Source organism: Erwinia sp. SLM-02, from assembly GCF_037450285.1.
Lineage (GTDB): Bacteria > Pseudomonadota > Gammaproteobacteria > Enterobacterales > Enterobacteriaceae > Erwinia.
In genome coordinates this window covers 2,426,672-2,445,786 of sequence record NZ_JAQISN010000001.1, presented here as the reverse complement: position 1 = coordinate 2,445,786, position 19,115 = coordinate 2,426,672, and the positions used below count along the sequence as shown (strand labels likewise).

General features: G+C 56.5%; 11 protein-coding genes. 7 read left to right on the top strand and 4 right to left on the bottom strand.

Annotated elements, in window-relative coordinates; genetic code table 11:
* Nucleotides 1-98 precede the first annotated feature (98 nt).
* Nucleotides 99-2,735: a DNA topoisomerase (ATP-hydrolyzing) subunit A gene (gene gyrA, locus PGH32_RS11300; RefSeq protein WP_314420737.1), complete on the top strand. Its 2,637-nt coding sequence runs from the start codon at nucleotides 99-101 to the stop codon at nucleotides 2,733-2,735.
* 115 nt (nucleotides 2,736-2,850) lie between these two features.
* Here the strand turns inward: gyrA and PGH32_RS11295 are convergent, their stop codons facing one another.
* Entirely contained in the window at nucleotides 2,851-3,852 is a 1,002-nt protein-coding gene (locus tag PGH32_RS11295; protein WP_337894072.1) for an alpha/beta hydrolase family protein, read from the bottom strand.
* 79 nt (nucleotides 3,853-3,931) lie between these two features.
* On the opposite strand from PGH32_RS11295, the gene PGH32_RS11290 reads away from it, so the two are divergent.
* Both PGH32_RS11290 and rcsC read left to right on the top strand, forming a co-directional pair.
* Nucleotides 3,932-4,912 (top strand): helix-turn-helix domain-containing protein, encoded by a 981-nt coding sequence (locus PGH32_RS11290; RefSeq protein WP_337894071.1) that lies wholly within the window; start codon nucleotides 3,932-3,934, stop codon nucleotides 4,910-4,912.
* Between the two features lie 94 nt (nucleotides 4,913-5,006).
* On the top strand, nucleotides 5,007-7,856 hold the full coding sequence (gene rcsC / locus PGH32_RS11285) for a two-component system sensor histidine kinase RcsC (protein WP_314420732.1): 2,850 nt from the start codon (nucleotides 5,007-5,009) through the stop codon (nucleotides 7,854-7,856).
* A gap of 41 nt (nucleotides 7,857-7,897) precedes the next feature.
* Here rcsC and rcsB read toward each other — a convergent pair whose 3' ends face one another.
* Genes rcsB through PGH32_RS11270 form a run of 3 tightly spaced genes read right to left on the bottom strand, consistent with a single transcriptional unit; the run spans nucleotide 7,898 to nucleotide 12,381 of the window.
* Complete coding sequence (gene rcsB, locus PGH32_RS11280) at nucleotides 7,898-8,548, bottom strand: response regulator transcription factor RcsB (RefSeq protein WP_123335150.1); 651 nt, start codon at nucleotides 8,546-8,548, stop codon at nucleotides 7,898-7,900.
* A 1-nt stretch (nucleotide 8,549) separates the two neighbouring features.
* Entirely contained in the window at nucleotides 8,550-11,213 is a 2,664-nt protein-coding gene (rcsD, locus tag PGH32_RS11275) for a phosphotransferase RcsD (RefSeq protein ID WP_337894070.1), read from the bottom strand.
* 13 nt (nucleotides 11,214-11,226) lie between these two features.
* Nucleotides 11,227-12,381, bottom strand: a complete 1,155-nt coding sequence (locus PGH32_RS11270; protein WP_337894069.1) for an MFS transporter — start codon at nucleotides 12,379-12,381, stop codon at nucleotides 11,227-11,229.
* Nucleotides 12,382-13,232: 851 nt separating this feature from the next.
* Here PGH32_RS11270 and ompC point away from each other — a divergent pair.
* From ompC to PGH32_RS11250, 4 genes are all read left to right on the top strand, one after another.
* Nucleotides 13,233-14,336, top strand: coding sequence for a porin OmpC (gene ompC / locus PGH32_RS11265; RefSeq protein WP_314420724.1), 1,104 nt, complete (start codon nucleotides 13,233-13,235; stop codon nucleotides 14,334-14,336).
* Between the two features lie 1,147 nt (nucleotides 14,337-15,483).
* Nucleotides 15,484-16,542 (top strand): FAD:protein FMN transferase ApbE, encoded by a 1,059-nt coding sequence (apbE, locus tag PGH32_RS11260; protein WP_314420722.1) that lies wholly within the window; start codon nucleotides 15,484-15,486, stop codon nucleotides 16,540-16,542.
* A gap of 9 nt (nucleotides 16,543-16,551) precedes the next feature.
* Nucleotides 16,552-17,193: a DNA oxidative demethylase AlkB gene (alkB, locus tag PGH32_RS11255; RefSeq protein WP_314420720.1), complete on the top strand. Its 642-nt coding sequence runs from the start codon at nucleotides 16,552-16,554 to the stop codon at nucleotides 17,191-17,193.
* Between the two features lie 104 nt (nucleotides 17,194-17,297).
* Entirely contained in the window at nucleotides 17,298-18,950 is a 1,653-nt protein-coding gene (locus PGH32_RS11250) for a multidrug ABC transporter permease/ATP-binding protein (protein WP_314420719.1), read from the top strand.
* The last annotated feature ends 165 nt before the right edge of the window (nucleotides 18,951-19,115 follow it).

Here is a 19,115-nt window from a genome sequence, read left to right as displayed (position 1 = left end):
AAGCGGCCAAACTGACGCTTTCCGTTCACCACCTGGGCGCAGTGTGATATACTTTCGCACCTTTGAATCCGGGAATAATCTAGAGGGATAGCGGCTCCATGAGCGACCTAGCCAGAGAAATCACACCGGTTAATATCGAGGAAGAGTTAAAAAACTCTTACCTGGATTATGCCATGTCGGTCATCGTTGGCCGCGCATTACCAGACGTTCGTGATGGTCTAAAGCCGGTTCACCGCCGTGTGCTTTACGCCATGAATGTTCTCGGTAACGACTGGAACAAACCGTATAAAAAATCCGCCCGTGTTGTCGGCGACGTTATCGGTAAATATCACCCGCATGGCGATACCGCCGTGTATGACACCATCGTGCGTATGGCCCAGCCGTTCTCCCTGCGTTATATGCTGGTAGATGGCCAGGGTAACTTCGGTTCCGTCGACGGCGACTCCGCTGCAGCGATGCGTTATACCGAAGTGCGCATGTCAAAAATTGCCCACGAACTGCTGGCGGATCTGGAAAAAGAAACCGTCGATTTTGTGCCAAACTATGATGGCACCGAGCAGATCCCGGAAGTGATGCCAACGCGGGTGCCTAACCTGCTGGTGAACGGCTCTTCCGGTATTGCCGTGGGGATGGCGACCAACATTCCTCCGCACAACCTGACCGAAGTGATCAACGCCTGTCTGGCCTTTGTCGATGATGAGAGCATCACCGTAGAAGGGCTGATGGAGCACATCCCGGGGCCGGACTTCCCGACGGCGGCAATCATCAACGGCCGTCGCGGCATTGAAGAGGCCTACCGCACCGGCCGTGGCAAGATCTACATTCGCGCGCGCGCCGAGGTAGAAGCCGATGCCAAAACCGGCCGCGAAACCATCATCGTGCATGAAATCCCGTATCAGGTGAATAAAGCGCGCCTGATCGAGAAAATCGCCGAGCTGGTAAAAGAAAAACGCCTTGAGGGCATCAGCGCGCTGCGCGATGAGTCCGATAAAGACGGCATGCGCATCGTGATCGAAGTGAAGCGCGATGCGGTCGGCGAAGTGGTTCTTAACAACCTCTACTCGCTGACCCAGCTGCAAACGTCGTTCGGTATCAACATGGTGGCACTGCACCAGGGCCAGCCTAAGATTATGCCGCTGAAGGATATTATTGAAGCCTTCGTGCGTCACCGTCGGGAAGTGATCACCCGTCGAACCATCTTTGAGCTGCGCAAGGCACGCGACCGCGCGCACATCCTTGAAGCGCTGGCCGTGGCGCTGGCCAACATCGATCCGATCATTGAACTGATCCGTCGTGCGGCCTCGCCTGCCGAAGCGAAAGCGGGCCTGATTGCCCGTTCGTGGGAGCTGGGCAACGTTTCCGCGATGCTGGAACGTGCCGGTGACAACGCCGCGCGTCCGGAATGGCTGGAAGAGCAGTACGGTATTCGTGACGGTCAGTACTACCTCACCGAGCAGCAGGCTCAGGCGATTCTGGATCTGCGTCTGCAGAAACTGACCGGCCTTGAGCATGAAAAACTGCTGGACGAGTACAAAGAACTGCTAATGCAGATTGCTGAACTGCTGCGCATTCTGGAAAGCGCCGACCGTCTGATGGAAGTGATCCGTGAAGAGCTGGAGCTGATCCGCGATCAGTTCGGCGACAAGCGTCGCACCGAGATCACCGCCAACAGCGCCGACATCAATATCGAAGACCTGATCACTCAGGAAGACGTGGTAGTCACGCTGTCGCATCAGGGCTACGTCAAGTATCAGCCGCTGAGCGACTACGAAGCTCAGCGTCGCGGCGGTAAAGGTAAATCGGCAGCGCGCATCAAAGAAGAAGACTTCATTGATCGCCTGCTGGTGGCCAACACGCACGATACCATTCTGTGCTTCTCCAGCCGAGGCCGTCTCTACTGGATGAAGGTTTATCAGCTGCCGGAAGCCAGCCGCGGTGCTCGTGGGCGTCCAATCGTCAACCTGCTGCCGCTTGAGGCCAACGAGCGTATTACCGCCATTCTGCCGGTACGTGAATACGCCGAGGGCTGGAATATCTTTATGGCAACCGCCAGCGGTACCGTGAAGAAAACCGCCCTGACCGAGTTCAGCCGTCCGCGCAGCGCCGGTATTATTGCCGTCAATCTGCGTGACGACGACGAACTGATTGGCGTGTCGCTGACCAACGGCAGCGATGAAGCGATGCTGTTCTCCGCCGCCGGTAAAGTGGTGCGCTTTGCGGAAAGCGCCGTGCGTGCTATGGGCCGTACCGCCTCCGGCGTGCGCGGCATCAAGCTGGCCGAAGGCGATCGCGTGGTGTCACTGATTGTGCCGCGTGATGACGGTGCGATTCTGACGGTGACCCAGAACGGTTACGGTAAGCGCACGGCCAATGCGGAATATCCAACCAAGTCGCGTGCGACGCAGGGGGTTATTTCGATCAAAGTGACCGAACGTAACGGACCGGTGATCGGTGCGGTACAGGTTGTCGACAGCGATCAGATCATGATGATTACCGATGCCGGTACGCTGGTGCGTACGCGCGTTTCGGAAGTCAGTGTGGTTGGCCGTAACACCCAGGGCGTTATTCTGATCCGTACCGCGGAAGAAGAAAACGTGGTGGGCCTGCAGCGCGTGGCCGAGCCGGTAGCGGAAGAAGAACTGGATGCCATCGACGGTAGCGTTGCGGAAGGGGATGACGAGATCGCCCCGGAAGTGGACACCGATGATGATGCTGCCGAGGCAGATGACGAGTAATCGTTGATGCTTTAGCGCTCCGAAAAGCCGGTTCAGATGAACCGGCTTTTTTATTGCCAAAAATTGAAGACTGGAAGAAGAAATCTGTTGTGTATATTGCCTTCAGCGATTCAACTCACCGTCCTATCATCCCCGCCTGCTGCAGAAACACCGTCACTGCGGTGACCGTCTGCCGGTGAATCTGCTCCCGCTCCGATGCGGGAGTATCGCAGATAAAAGTTTCCCCTTCTTCAGCCAGAATCTCCTCTGCCGTCGGCTGACACACCGGCAGGAAATCAAAGTGCCCGGCCTGCTGCATGACTATTCGCGGAGTGGATATTTTCTCCGTCCCCAGGGTCATTTTCCCCGTTGGTCGACTGTAATAGCCTGCGGCAATGGTCAGCACCGGAATGGAAATGGCCTTCAGGCTTTCCGGCGTTAAGACGTAGCTCATCCCCGGATCGAGCGCGATAACAAATTTGACACGCGGATCCCGATAGCTGGCCGCGAGGCGGGCATCGTCGGTTTTCTCAAGCTGTATGCCGTTTTGCCTGTAAAAACGGCAGTCCGGCATCTGCGGCATAGCCCCACAGTAATGATTTAAGCCCTGGCGGTTAATTAATCCCCCCGCCAGCGCCAGCACGCTGTAACCGCCTTTGGAGTGGCCTGCCGCGCCGATTTTCGTTGCATCAATCGCGTTTTTCCATGCGGTATCAGTAAGATAGTGATCCAGCATTAACGACAGATCGCGTGTTTGCAGCGTCAGATCCGTTTCGGGGCGTGAATCCCCGGTGGTGCTTCCGGGGTGACTGGCCGCCATCACGATAGCGCCACGCTCTGCCAGCGCCGTGGCAAGCCAGGCCAGGCTGGTATTACTGCCCCCGCTGCCGTGGCTTAACACAATCAGCGGGAAACGACCGCTGGCTATCGGCGCATCGGGAATCGCTCTGTAACCGGTAAAAACCCTGCTGCTGCCGAGTAACTGCGGTTCGCCTCTGCTCAGGGTGGGATAAAAAATCCGCACTTTCAGATCCCGCCCCGGGGAGACGTTTTCCAGAGTTTCCAGTCTGCTTGCCACATCGTAGCTCCAGCCGCTAACGGGAATAAGTAAAAGGACCAGGTAAATAAACAGGCGCATTAAGTTATTTCCTTGTGTATAAAGAGCTTATTATCAGCCTGTTAGCGGCGCCTGGCGTCCTCGATCGCGATAGAGTCCCATGTTAATACCGATTAATTTTCTGTTGAGCCTGCTCTGTTTGCTGCTGCTGGTGAAACGCTGGCGGGCGGGATGGGTGTGGCGCATGCTGCTGCTGCTGTGCCTGATACACAGCCTGAACGCCGGGATCGGCACGCTGTTAAACAGCGGGGGCTGGCATCGGCTCCAGCCGATCACCGGGGCTATGCTGCCGGTCGCTGGCCTGCTGGCTCTGATGGAGCAGCAGGGTAAGCCACTGCGCTACGGATGGAGCGTGCTGCCGGTGATGCTGATGGCGGCGGCCATCGTCGGACTGCCGCAGGCGATAGATGTATTGATGCCGCTTATCTGGTTTTCCTGCGCGGGCGTGATGCTGTTTTCCCTCAGGAGAGGGGGAGATGCGTTGCCGGCGGTAGCGCTGGAGCGCAGCGCCCTGACCGTGAAAACCTGGCGCATGCTGGCGATGATGCTGATTGCGGTGGCGCTGCTGGACGTGGCCGTTTCGCTGTTGGTTTACGTGGCCAGCGGGGCAGGGGTTCAGGTATTGCTGTTCTGCGGCAATCTGCTGGTTTGTGCGGTGTTATCGCTGGCGCTGGTGCTGGCACCGGAAAATGACACGTCGCCTGAGCCGACGGTGCCCAGACAGCCCGAAACCGGCGATCGCGCTATTCTGCTGCGCGTTGAGGGACTGATGAAGGAAGGGCTTTACCGACGGGCGGATTTGAATCTGGCGCTGTTGGCACGTAAAGCGGGGATCCCGGCGCGCGGGGTTTCAGCAGCGATTAATGCACTGTGCCAGCAAAGCGTGTCGCAGTACGTCAACGGCTGGCGGATTAGGGAGGCCTGCACGCGGCTGCGCAGTGAAGAGGGATCCATTATTGAGATTATGGAAGAGGTCGGATTCCAGACTAAATCCAACTTTAATCGTGAATTCCGCCGGGTGTGCGGCACTACGCCATCGGAATGGCGGAAATCTTCTTCGGAACAGACTGAATTAACCTGAGCCAGCGGTGCAAACTGGCTTTTTAAGCAGGCTGGCGCTACTGTATCGGCACGTTTTCTACCATCAGCCTGTTACGGACGTCAGTGGGTTCCATTTGAAATATCTCGTCTCTTTCCGCACCACGTTAAGAATTTCCCGCTATCTGTTCCGCGCGCTGGCGCTGATGCTGTGGACGCTGGGTGCTCTGCTGACCGCGTTTTACATTATCAACATACTGCATGAGAGAGAATCGCAGGTCCGTCAGGAGTTTAACGCCAGCTACGATCAAACGCAGTGGTACGTCCGGCACTCCGCGGATATCACCCGCGAACTCAAATTTATCGCCGAGAACCGGCTGAATGCCGCCAGCAACGGGCTTGACCTGTTAAGCGGCGTGTTTCCCGGAAAAACCGCCACTCCGCAGTTTTATCCGCTTTATGCGGACTCGGACTGTAGCGCGATGAGCAATACGTGGCGCAGCTCGCTCGAATCCCTCAGCTACTTCCTGCATTACTGGAAGGATAACTTTGCCACGGCCTACGATCTGAACCGGGTGTTCTTTGTCGGCGGTGAAAGCCAGTGCCTGGCCGACTTTGGCGTCGGTAATGCTTCGGTGGATCGTGAACGGGCCTTAAAGCTGCTGAATGAGCGTATTCTCAGGTACCGCAACGGCAATGAGGATGAGCGTAAAAGCAGTATCTTCTGGGTGGCTCCGGCCGCGCAGCCCGGCGTGGGTTACTACTACATGATGACGCCGGTTTACGTCGCGAATAAAGTGGCTGCGCTGCTTGGCATTGAGCAGACCATCCGCATGGACGATTTTATTACCCCGGGCAGCCTGCCGGTGACGGCCACGCTGGTCGATGAGGATAACCAGCGCGTGCTGTCTTCCGCCCGCAGCGGGCCGGCGTTTTCTTCCGACGATTTACCCGACGACGACGGCTGGTTTGGCTACGTTCAGGGTTATAAACAGCTAATCATGAAGAAAAGCCTGCCGCCCTCGTCCCTGAGCGTGGTGTATTCCGTTCCCACCGACGTGATGGTGGAACAGCTGAAAATCCTCATCATCAATGCCGTCCTGCTGAATCTGATCAGCGCACTGATCCTGTTTACCCTGGCCTGGCTGCTGGAACGGCGGATGTTTTTACCGGCGGAGGATAACGCGCATCGGCTGGAAGAACACGAGCAGTTTAACCGTAAAATCGTGGCCTCCGCGCCGGTGGGGATCTGCATCCTGCGCACCAGCGACGGCACCAACATCCTGAGTAACGAGCTGGCACATAACTACCTCACGATACTGACGCAGGAAGACAGGCAGCGGCTGACCGAAATTATCTGCGGTCAGCAGGCGAATCTGGTGGATGTGCTGACCGGCAGCAATACCAACCTGCAAATCAGCTTCGTCCACTCCCGCTACCGTAACGAGAACGTCGCCATCTGCGTGCTGGTGGACGTCAGCGCGCGCGTGAAGATGGAAGAATCCCTGCAGGAAATGGCGCAGGCGGCAGAGCAGGCGAGCCAGTCGAAGTCGATGTTCCTGGCCACCGTCAGCCACGAGCTGCGCACGCCGCTGTATGGCATTATCGGTAACCTCGACCTCCTGCAGACCAAAAGCCTGCCGCAGGGCGTTGAGTCGCTGGTGACCGCGATGAACAACTCATCCAGCCTGCTGCTGAAGATCATCAGCGATATCCTCGACTTCTCCAAAATTGAATCGGAACAGCTGAAAATTGAGCCGCGCGAGTTCTCGCCGCGCGAAGTGGTGACGCACATCACCTCTAACTACCTGGCGATGGTGATTAAGAAGCGGCTGACGCTGTGGTGCTATATCGACAGCGACGTGCCGGTAACGATGAATGGCGATCCGATGCGCCTGCAGCAGGTACTCTCTAACCTGCTGAATAACGCCATCAAATTTACCCATACCGGCGGGATTGTTCTGCATGTCTACGTTCGCGACGGTTATCTGGCGTTTCGCGTACGCGATACCGGCGTGGGGATCCCGGCTAAAGAGGTGATCAAGCTGTTCGATCCGTTCTTCCAGGTGGGCAGCGGCGTGCAGCGTAACTTCCAGGGAACCGGGCTGGGGCTGGCTATCTGTGAGAAGCTGATCAATATGATGGACGGTGATATTGAAGTGGACTCCGAGCCGGGTATGGGGAGCCAGTTTATTATTCGCATTCCTCTCTACAGCAGCCGGGTCGTTCCGCCGGTGCTGCACGCCGGCCTGCAGGATAAACACTGCTGGCTGGCCATACGTAACGATACGCTGGCCGATTTCCTGTGCCGCTCGCTGCCGCAGCAGGGCATTCAGGTGCACCGCTATGAAGGCGAATACGGCGAGGATGATGTGGTGATTACCGACCATGATTTCCAGCCGGACAGCGACGTGCGCGCGGTGATCCGCTTTGATGCCGGACACAACGGGGCACCGCAGGAGCTGATTGCCGGGCGCTGGATCTACAGTACCATCGCCCCTCATGAGCTGGTGGCGCTGCTGGGTCGCATCTACCGCGTTGAGGTCGAGCTACCCGCCGACCTGCCGCAGGCCGTAGCCGCCGAGCAGCGTGCGGTCAGCAACGACGATATTTTGATTCTGGTGGTGGACGATCATCCGATAAACCGCATGCTGCTGTCGGATCAGCTGGGATCGCTGGGCTACCGGGTGAAAACGGCCCAGGACGGGGTGGATGCGCTGAACGTTATCAGCCGCAGCGAAATCGACATTGTGTTAACGGACGTCAATATGCCGAATATGGACGGCTATCGCCTGACCCAGCGTTTGCGCCAGCTGGGGCAAACGTTCCCGGTGGTTGGGGTGACCGCTAACGCGCTGGCCGAAGAGAAGCAGCGCTGTATGGAAGCCGGGATGGATAACTGCCTGTCGAAGCCGGTGACGATGGATGTTCTGCAGCAGGCGCTGGCGTTCTATGCTGAGCGGGTGAGAAAGGGCAGGGCAGGTTAAAACAAAGAGGAGGCGACCCGAAAGGGCCGCCCCGCAGTCGATTAATCTTTATCGACGGAAGACATGCTGACTGACGAAAGGTAGTTCAGCAGCGCAATGTCATTTTCCACGCCCAGCTTCATCATCGCCGACTTCTTCTGGCTGCTGATGGTTTTGATGCTGCGGTTCAGTTTCTTGGCAATTTCCGTCACCAGGAAGCCTTCGGCAAACAGACGCAGGACTTCACTCTCCTTCGGCGACAGGCGTTTGTCGCCATAGCCGCCCGCGCTGATTTTCTCCAGCAGCTTCGCCACGCTCTCAGGCGTATATTTCTTGCCCTTCTGCAGGGCAGCCAGCGCCTTCGGCAGGTCGGTTGGCGCGCCCTGTTTCAGCACGATACCTTCAATATCCAGATCCAGCACGGCGCTGAGGATTGCCGGGTTATTGTTCATGGTCAGAACGATAATCGACAGATCCGGATAATGGCGCTTGATGTATTTGATAAGCGTAATGCCATCGCCGTATTTATCCCCTGGCATTGAGAGGTCGGTGATCAGGACGTTCGCTTCAAGTTTTGACAGGCTGTTAATCAGACTCGTGGAGTCTTCAAATTCCCCTACGACGTTGACCCATTCAATTTGTTCGAGGGACTTACGAATACCAAACAGGACAATGGGATGGTCGTCGGCAATAATGACATTCAGGTTATTCATTTTATGGGTTACCTTGCTGCAGCAGATCGTTGACGTAGGCGTCAATTTCACTGGTGGTATTTTTAATGTATGAATCGTTACATTCGCGGATGTGCTGCTCTAGCGTTTCGCAGAGCTGCTTGCCGGGGAGCAAGTTGAGCATGGCAAACACACCTTTTAACCGGTGTGCAGTCTGAGCAAGCGCACTGTATTCCCTGTCTGCTGCCTCATTATACAACCTCCTGACATCATCCGGTACTGTGTCCACAAATAGCTGGAAATAACCGCTGGCAAAAAGCTGTGCCAAATCCTGCGGTTCCACGCTGTCCTCAACCGACTCTTCCTGGGCCAGCTGTTGTTCAATCAGCTGCAGCAATGCATCCTGCATGGCGCTGCTGATGTTAAAATTCACCCGATACTGGCCGTGGGCCAGCAGTGTAAAGCCGGGTTCGTCGTCCGTGAGCAGTAACGACCACGGCGTCAGACGTGCCGGATCGTCGGTGACCAGAACATCATGTTCCTGGCCGGAGAAGCGCTCATCCGGTGTGATGCAGTTAGCGCCCCAGTCTTCGAGCTGATGAACCACGATTTTACGCACGTCATCAACGGTAATATCAATGAGTGCATTCACACCCTCCAGCAGCTTTTCCTCTTGATCCTGCTGCGGTTCACGCGGCAGCGGCAGCTGAATGCTGTAGCGCGAGCCGATTTCCGCCGCTGCGTGGATCTCTAACTGGCCGCCGAGCTGTTTGCACAGCTGTTTGCAAAGGAAGAATGCCATCCCCGACGCCTGGCCAAAGCGATCCTGATGCGTTTCACCCAGGAACGGGAAGTCGGTATTGACCATCTCGTCAGCGGAGAGGCCGGAGCCGGTATCGACGATATCAATCGCCAGCCGATCCGGATTATCCGCAAGCGGTTCAACGGTGATGCTGACCCGCCCCCACGTGGTGGTGGTGACGGCATAGTACATCAGCGTGGAGAGGATTTTGGCCGTCGCGCGGCGATCGCCCAGCCGCAGCTCGTCGCTGCTCAGACGGTTGGCGATCATCAGCGTTAAGCCTTTGCGTCGCATCACCGGCAGAATGTCCTGTGCCAGTTCATCCAGCAGCACCTGCAGGCTGAACTGGCTGACTTCGGGCGCCCAGTCCAGCGTTTCCAGCTGGTTAAGCAGCACGATATCGTCGATCAGGCGCGCGAGGGACTGCGCCGATTCCAGGGAGTGATGCAGCGACTCAACATCATAATCGCTGCCCAACGTCAGCAGGCGCTGAATCACATCGCTGAGCGGGTGCTGGAGAGCATGACCCAGATTCTGCAGCAGCTGCTGGCGCGCCTGATGATTTTTATCCAGAACCTGCTGCGCCTTCTGCAGCTTTTTGTTGACCAGCAGCTCACGGTCCTGATCGCGCATCATAAACAGCTGGGTATTCGGAGAGATGGCGCTGCGCGCGTGGCGGATCTCATACACTTCGTTGTTGACCGTCGCCTGCAGAACGCCCTGGTGCTGATCGGACATATTGATAATTTTCTGCAGGTTCAGGTGCGGCAGCAGGTGCTCAGCAATTTTGTTACTCAGCAGGGTGCGGTTGTTGGCAAAATCATAGACCAGCAGCCCCACCGGCAGCGTGGCGACAATCTCCTCATTGAGCTGGCGTAGCGACTCCAGCTCGGCACTCTGGTTCTCGCTGGGGCGCAGCGACTGCTGACGCAGCAGGAACAAACCGGCCAGCGACAGCAGCAGCAGGCTGAGGTTCGCCAGCAGCGGCCAGAGCAGGTTGTGCAGGGTATCCAGCGCCAGCTGAGTTACCGGGACGCGATAAACCAGCTGTAATGGCGTGCCGGACAGCGAGGTGGCGATTTCAATGTTCGGGTTTACCCAGTTCACTCTCGCTTTATCGCTGCTGTCTTCGCTCCCGCTGCCTTCTGCCACCGGAGCGGTATCCTGACGTAGCTGGAAGTTCTCCAGCGGCATCGTTTCAGGAATGATGTCGTTGACCGGCAGATCGAACGCCACCACCGTAGCCAGGTGACCCGGCTGGTTGAAGGTGGTACGCATGGTGAAATAGTGGTCGTTCTGCCAGCTTAGCCGCCGCAGCGGTGAGAAACTTTCTCGCTCATCCAGCGCGTTGGCCTGCTGCAGCATTTCGGCACGGCGCGACTCAACGATTGTGCTGATGGCGCTGTCCTTATAGCGGGTGGCCATATCTTTCAGCGGCAGAGTGGAAACCAGAATCAGGCTGTTATCCTGGCCGTTAAGAAAGTACATCGACCAGGTACTGTTTTCAGCGCCCCACAGCGTATCCAGGTAGTTGGACATGCGCAGCGACATATCCAGCGTGCTGCTGTCGTGCGATCCGAAAATCAGCGCTTCCGTTTTACGGCGGCTTTTTTCAAGCGCGTAAACGTCAGGGCGCAGGCGGGTTTCCTGCAGGCTGTCAGACGGCGCGGTTCCCGCCGCGGTAGCGGCAAGATTTTCATAGATTTGCCAGGTGGCGAAGCGGTAAGTATCAATACGTTTCTGCATGGCATGGGTGATGTCGTTCATCACATAGTGCCTGGCCGTCAGCCAGGCACTCACCGCATTCTGGATCATAAAGCCGGATGCCAGCAGTAACAGCAGAATAAACAGGACAAAAAAACGCGTTACGTTGGCGGAGGTCAGCGGAAACTTATACGTGGTCATACAGGGTTACCGATCATCGTGTGATCAACCGCGCGCAGGCGGCGACGACTAACAGCAGCGCGGCAACGACGCTAAAGGCAATGGAAAGGCTCGACAGCTGGGCGATAAAGCCGATCAGCGCCGGGCCGGCGAGAATACCCGCGTAGCCTATGGTCGTCATAGCGGAAATGGCCAGGTTTATTGGCATGGTTTTTTGATTTCCGGCCGCGCTGAACAGAATTGGTACGGTGTTTGACGCGCCAAAACCAATCAGTAAGAAGCCCACCAGCGTCATCGTTGAATCGTTGATGGTTATCGCCAGCACAAACCCTGCCGCGGCACACAGTGAGCCGAAGAGCAGCGTTGCCTTGCGGCCCGCTTTTAGTACAACCCAATCGCCGCATAATCTGCCGATAGTCATGGCGACGGAAAATACCGCGTAGCCCATGCCGGCCTGTGCGGCTGGCATATCACGGTTATGGGTTAAAAACAGCGCGCCCCAGTCGAGGATGGCACCTTCGGCAAGAAACAGAATAAAGCACAGCACGCCGAGAAACAGCACCCAGCCGCGCGGGACCACAAACACCGGCGTATCCGGCTGATGCAGGCGTTCATTGAGGATGTGGCTCTGGCAGAATAGATACAGAAGGATCAGCAGCAGGTTGATCGCCAGCACCGCATGAACCGGCGCCATGCCCATCGCCAGGATCAGGCTCATCAGCCCGGCTCCGACAATACCGCCCATACTGAAAAAGCCATGGAAGCCGGACATCATCGCTTTACCCGAACTTTTCTCCACCTCGACCGCCTGGATATTCATGGCAACGTCAATCATGCCAATTGAGCCGCCGAAGGCCATCAGCGCCAGCGCCAGAGAGAAAGGGGAGGAAAGGGTCGCAAGCAGAGGAAGGAGAACCAGTAGTAAAACACTGCCGCAGGTGATGATACGTTTACAGCCGTAGCGGCCAACCAGAACACCCGTCAGCGGCATCGCAATCAGCGATCCCAACCCGAGAAACAGCAGCAGCGTACCTAAGGACGCATCGCTTAATGCGGCACGATCTTTGGCATAGGGAACCAGCGGAGCCCAGGCCGCCATACCGATGCCGGCAATTAAAAAAACGACGCGGGTTGCCCGCTGGCTTAGCCGTGCTTCATTTGCTGATTGCTGCGTTTCCAGTGTTGTCATTTTATCCATTCAGCCTGTACAAAGTTAACCCCGTTTTTTACCACAAATACCGAAAGTAAAGAAGCGCAACACAGCCCCGGTGCGCCTGTCCTTACGGTTTGTCAGGGCTCTTTCATCCATCAGGCAGAGTTAATAGCCTGAAAGAGAACCGCTGTGAATCGGAATCATCGGGTATGCATATTTTTCCAGAGGAGTCCTGGTCCTGGTCTGGTTCTTAGCCGGGATGGGGATGAGGAGAAAACAATGACGGCTGTCGTCACGCTCTTTAATAGTCACCGGAGGGGATGAAATAAAACCCGCATTTTTCTGCGTGATTATTCCCGTCAATAATCCTGTATCAGGGGCGGTAATTTCCCCGTCAGCGGCAAAGAAGAGGCCATGCCTTTTCTTTTTGGCGTGAATTAACTTTACTTAAATTGACATGTTTATTAGGCGCAAAAAAAACCGGACCATTAAGGTCCGGCGGAAATATTTGGGGTGACACAAATCATTCGGGGTGAATGAAGATAATAATGAAATTAAATGATGATAGCGTAATTATTATAGCTTTTGCTGAGTGGCATTATTTATCATTCAGTGCGCATAATTTACAACTCAATTCACTGATATATATAGGTTAATTTATTTTTTGATTATTGATGCTATATAAGTTACCAATTAGTGCCCTTGAAAAGTTCCGTGGAGTTCATATTTTGAAATATTTGCGAACTGTTCTGAAACACATTATTGTAATTGGTATCATTTTCTCAATGGATTATTGCCCTCAGTTCCTTAATATGACTTTCAACGCTGAATTGAGACATTCAGTACGCAGTGGCAAATAACATAAAATATAATGAGAGGGTAATTACATGAAACTTCGCGTTCTTTCGCTGATGATTCCAGCCCTGCTGGTAGCCGGTACCGCTGGCGCAGCTGAAATCTACAACAAAGACGGCAACAAACTGGATCTGTTCGGTAAAGTTGACGGTCTGCACTACTTCTCAGACGACAACGGCACCGACGGTGACCAGTCTTACCTGCGCTTTGGCTTCAAGGGCGAAACGCAGGTGACCGATCAGCTGACCGGTTACGGTGAGTGGGAATATCAGGTTGCGCTGAACAACACCGAGTCTCAGGGAACTGCTGACAACTACACGCGTGTTGGTTTCGCGGGTCTGAAATTTGGCGATGCGGGGTCTCTGGACTACGGTCGTAACTACGGTGTGATGTACGATATCGGCGCATGGACCGACGTTCTGCCTGAGTTCGGTGGCGATACCTACGGTGCAGATAACTTCCTGTTCCAGCGTTCAAGCGGCCTGGCGACCTATCGTAACAATGACTTCTTCGGTCTGGTTGACGGCCTGAACTTTGCTATCCAGTATCAGGGCAAAAACGGCAGCCCGGAAGAAAGCAACAACGGTCGCGATGTTCTGGGCCAGAACGGTGATGGCTTCGGTCTGTCAACCACCTATGACATCGGTGAAGGTTTTGGTATCGGTGCCGCCATGTTCTCTTCTGACCGTACTGACGAGCAGAACAACAGCGCAGCGCTGGGTCACGGTGACCACGCGACCGCATACTCAGGCGGTCTGAAATATGACGCTAACAACATTTACCTGGCCGCTATGTACAGCCGTGCGTACAACGCGACCCGTTTTGGCAGCATTGACTCCAGCGCTTACGGTTACGCCAACCAGGCAGATAACTGGGAACTGGTTGCACAGTATCAGTTTGATTTCGGCCTGCGTCCATCACTGGCCTTCGTTAGTTCACGCGGTAAGCAGATTGAAGGTTACGGTTCTCAGAACCTGAAACGTTACATTGATGTGGGTACGACTTACTACTTCAACAAAAACATGTCTACCTACGTTGATTACCAGATCAACCTGCTGGACAGTAACGAATTCACCGACGCTGCCGGCATCAACACCGATAACGTAGTGGCAGTCGGTCTGGTTTACCAGTTCTAAGTCTTGCTGCCGTCATCGGGCTGCGCGATATCCTGATGCCCGGGAGTTGAGAGTCACAGAGCCGCGATCTTTTTAAGATTGCGGCTTTTTTATCAGCCGCGGCTGGATAATCTTCACTTCACCTCATCCTTTCCGGAACGTGCCTGTATTAAACCGTAACATGTTGCTAAGGGATGGCGAGCCAGGCCCGACCTCTGCGGCTGCCGGGCGGTTCTCGCGTCATGCTGCGCATGATGCCTTCGTTTCCGGCTTCTGGTCTTTCGGACCGGCACGGAGCGGGCGTCCTGCCCACGCCGCGCCTGATACCCGCGTCCATGCGGGTCTCTCCGGCCCAGAATCCTCCACCTCAGCGCTGCGGATTGCCCGGCAGCCGCAGAGGTCGGGCCTCCCTAACCCTGGTCATCGCTTTCACCCACATGCACCTGTGCCTTTGTTAACAGGCGACACAACTTTGCTGAGCGAACGGGCTGATCCCGACCAGGGGCCATCCACAGCGTTAAACGGAGAGGAAACCCGGATACACTTTTCAGGCAACGCCGAAGTCGAAAAGCTGGCGGATTGTGCACCAGTCTTGGGGCGGCCCACAGCGCTGAACGCAGAGGAACCCCGGATTCACTTGTCAGGCAACGCAGAAGTTAGAAAGCAGGCGGGTTGTGCCCCGGGCGGGCCATCCACAGCGCTGAACGCAGAGAGGAAGCCAGGATTCGCCTGCAAGGACGCAGGCGAAAGGTACAGCCGCGCAGGACGCGCGTCTGTACCGGTCCGTGTGGCTGACGAGCGAAGTGAAGGAACCGCAAAGCGGCGCGAGGACCAGCCTGCCCGGGGGCACAACCCGCCAGCGCCAGCACCTCACTTTGCAAACGATCCGGTGAAAATTCCCGTCGCTGCCGATCCGTTCTCGTAGATCTCAGTGCTCCCAGTCGGCCCAGATATCACCATCGTTGCAGTCATCGCGATCAACGAAGTCACAACAATTACCTCCGTTAACACCCCCGATTTCTAAACCTTCCCTGAATCGCCACACCGGCATCGCTTGTCATTACGGCAGCCGGCAAAGATAATCATTGCCACAAATTTCCTGAAGCAGATAAAAATCGGCACAGCGCACAGCTCAGGCCGAAACAGCAGCAAAAAGGTTAGAGAGATAATGAAAGCGAACTGGCGACACCTCATCAGCCTGGCGGCAGTATTTCTGCTGGTAGCCTGCGACAACCCTAAAACTCCCGCGCAGCGCGACGCGATGGTGCTGGAGGGGAAAACGATGGGCACCGTGTGGCGCGTCAGCCTGGCAGGCGTGGACGGCTCGCGCCGCGAGGCGTTGCAAAACGCCATCCAGCAGCAGCTCAATAATGATGACCATGAGCTTTCAACCTGGAAAAACGATTCTGTCCTTTCCCATTTTAATCAGTATCGCGGCAGCGACCCGCAGCCGGTCAGCAACAATATGGCCGATATCATCACCCTGGCGTTAAGAATTGGCCATCAGACCGGCGGGGCGATGGATATCACCATCGGTCCACTGGTCAATCTGTGGGGATTCGGCCCCGATAAACAGCCTGCCAGCACCCCGAGCATCCAGCAGATCGATGCCGCTCGCGCGCTGACCGGATTGCAGCATCTGCAGGTGATTAATCGCGCCGGGCAAGCGTATCTGCAAAAGGACCTGCCCGAGCTGTACGTCGACCTCTCAACCGTCGGCGAAGGCTTCGCTACCGACAACCTGGCCCGGCTGATGGAAAAAGAGGGCATCAACAACTATCTGGTGTCGGTCGGCGGTGCGGTGCTGACGCGTGGGCACAATGCGCAGGGCAAAGCCTGGCAGGTGGCGATTCAGAAACCGACCGATCGCGAAAATGCGGTGCAGGCCATTGTCGATTTACAGGGGCATGGCATCAGCACCTCCGGCAGCTATCGCAACTATTATGAACTGGACGGCAAGCGCATCTCTCACGTCATCGACCCGGTCACCGGTCAGCCGATCCAGCACCGACTGGTTTCGGCCACGGTGATTGCCACTACGGCGCTGGAGGCCGACGGCTGGGATACCGGTCTGATGGTGCTGGGCGAAGAGAAGGCCAAAGCGCTGGCGCTGCGTGATAAGCTGGCGGTCTATCTGATCTATAAGCAGGGAGACGGCTTTGCCAGCTGGATGTCACCGCAGTTTTCGGCTTTTATACAGACTGATACCGGCAGCAATAAACCCTGAGGAGTCGCTATGCTCGATCTGTTTGCGGAAGAGGAACCCTGGAGCGAACCGCTGGCCGACGGCGCGGTGATCCTGCGCCGCCGCGCGCTTGGTGAGGCCGACGCGCTGCTTGAACAGGTGGCACAGATCGCGGCACAGAATCCGTTTCAGCACCGCATCACGCCCGGCGGCCACCGTATGTCGGTGGCGATGACCAACTGCGGGGATCTGGGCTGGACCACCGACTCGCGTGGCTATCAGTACAGCGAGCAGGATAACGCCGCAGGATCCCGCTGGCCGCCGATGCCGGGGCTGTTCCGCCAGCTTGCCGTCAGCTGTGCGGCCGAGGCCGGTTTCCCACATTTCAATCCCGATGCCTGCCTGCTTAACCGCTATGAGCCTGGCGCCAAACTGACCCTGCATCAGGATAAGGACGAGCGTGACCTTCGCCAGCCGATCGTCTCCGTCTCACTCGGGCTGCCTGCGGTCTTCCAGTTCGGCGGTTTTGAGCGCGGCGACGCCACCACGCGAGTGCTGCTGGAGCACGGCGATGTCGTGGTCTGGGGCGGGCCTTCACGGCTGCGCTATCATGGCATTTTGCCGCTGAAACCCGGCATCCATCCTCAGGCCGGTGCCTTTCGCTTTAACCTGACCTTCCGGCGCGCGCACTGAAAGCGGATAAGCCGGCAGCTATACGGTGATAATGAGAATTAGTATTGATATCGCCCGTCATCTCATTAAACTGCTAGCTGTTTTTTACCTGCCGGGATGTTTTCATGGAGTTGCTTCACGTCGTCTATAAGCAGTATCGCTGGCCGTTTATCGGGGTGATCCTGCTTAGCCTGCTCAGCGCGGTGCTGGGTATTGGCCTGATCGCCTTTATCAACCGCGAACTGATCGTTACCCTCAACTCCTCGCTGATGGTGCTGCCGCAGTTTCTCGGCCTGCTTCTGCTGCTGATGGCGGTCACGCTGGGTTCCCAGCTGGCGCTGACCCTGCTGGGCCACCATTTTGTCTATCGTCTGCGCGGGGAATTTATCCGCCGCATTCTGGATACCCGCGTTGAGCGCATCGAGCAGATTGGTAATGCCCAGCTGCTGGCGGCGCTGACCAGCGACGTGCGCAATATCACCATTGCCTTCGTGCGCCTGCCGGAGCTTATCCAGGGGATTATTTTAACCGTGGGATCGGCGGCCTATCTCGGCTGGCTGTCACCTAAAATGCTGGTCGTCACCGCCGTCTGGGTGGCGATCACCATCGTTGGCGGCTGGCTGCTGGTGTCACGCGTCTATCGCCATCTGGAAGTGCTGCGCAATACCGAAGAGCGCCTGTATGCCGACTTCCAGACCATTATCGAAGGCCGCAAAGAGCTGGCGCTGAACCGCCAGCGCGCGCAGCAGATTTTTGACCACGTCTACGGTGAGGATGCCCGCACCTATCGCCATCACATCGTGCGTGCCGATACCTACCACCTCAGCGCCGTTAACTGGTCGAACATTATGATGCTCGGCGCAATCGGGCTGGCATTCTATCTGGCAAACAGCCTGGGCTGGGCGGATACCGCCGTGGCCGCCACCTATTCGCTGACGCTGCTGTTCCTGCGCACGCCGATGCTCTCTGCCGTTGGCGCACTGCCGACGCTGCTGACTGCGCAGGTGGCGTTTAACAAACTCAACACCTTCAAACTGGCCGACTATCAGGCTGAATTCCCGGCGCAGCGCGGCAAAAGGGCGTGGCAGACGCTGGAGCTGCGCAACCTGGTGTTCCACTACGGCGATAACGGATTCAGCGTCGGGCCGGTTAACATGGTCCTTAACCGTGGCGAACTGGTGTTTCTGATCGGCGGCAACGGCAGCGGAAAATCCACGCTGGCGATGCTGCTGACCGGGCTGTATCAGCCGGTATCCGGCGAGATCCTGCTTGACGGCAGGGTGATTCAGCCCGAGTCGATGGACGAGTACCGGCAGCTGTTCTCGGCGGTATTCACCGATGTGCATCTGTTTGACCGCCTGATCGATGACAGCGGCCAGCCGGCCGACCCTGAGCGGGTGCAGGCGTGGCTGGAGCGGTTGCAGATGCAGGATAAAATCCAGCTGGACGGCAACCGCATACTGAATCTGAAGCTGTCGAAAGGGCAGAGCAAGCGCCTGGCGCTGTTGCTGGCGACCGCCGAACAGCGCGACATCCTGCTGCTCGACGAATGGGCGGCGGATCAGGACCCACATTTCCGTCGTATTTTCTACCGCGAGCTGCTGCCGTGGCTGCAGGGCATGGGCAAAACCGTCTTTGCTATCAGCCATGATGACCACTATTTCCTGCATGCGGATCGCCTGCTGGAAATGCGTCAGGGGCATCTCAGTGAGCTGACCGGCGCAGAGCGCGATATGGCCACGCTGGACGCGGTCAAACGCACCGATACCGCAGGTTAAGAGGCAAAAGGACTTTGCATAACTTCAGCTACTATTGTTATTAGTCAACGGCTTAGTAGAGGGGTAAGCTGTCTGTGACGGTTGAGTACCGCCGTTAACTTCCCTGAACTTTCTCGTCGTCTTACCAAATGGTTGCAACGGCTTATCATCATGATAAGCCGTTTT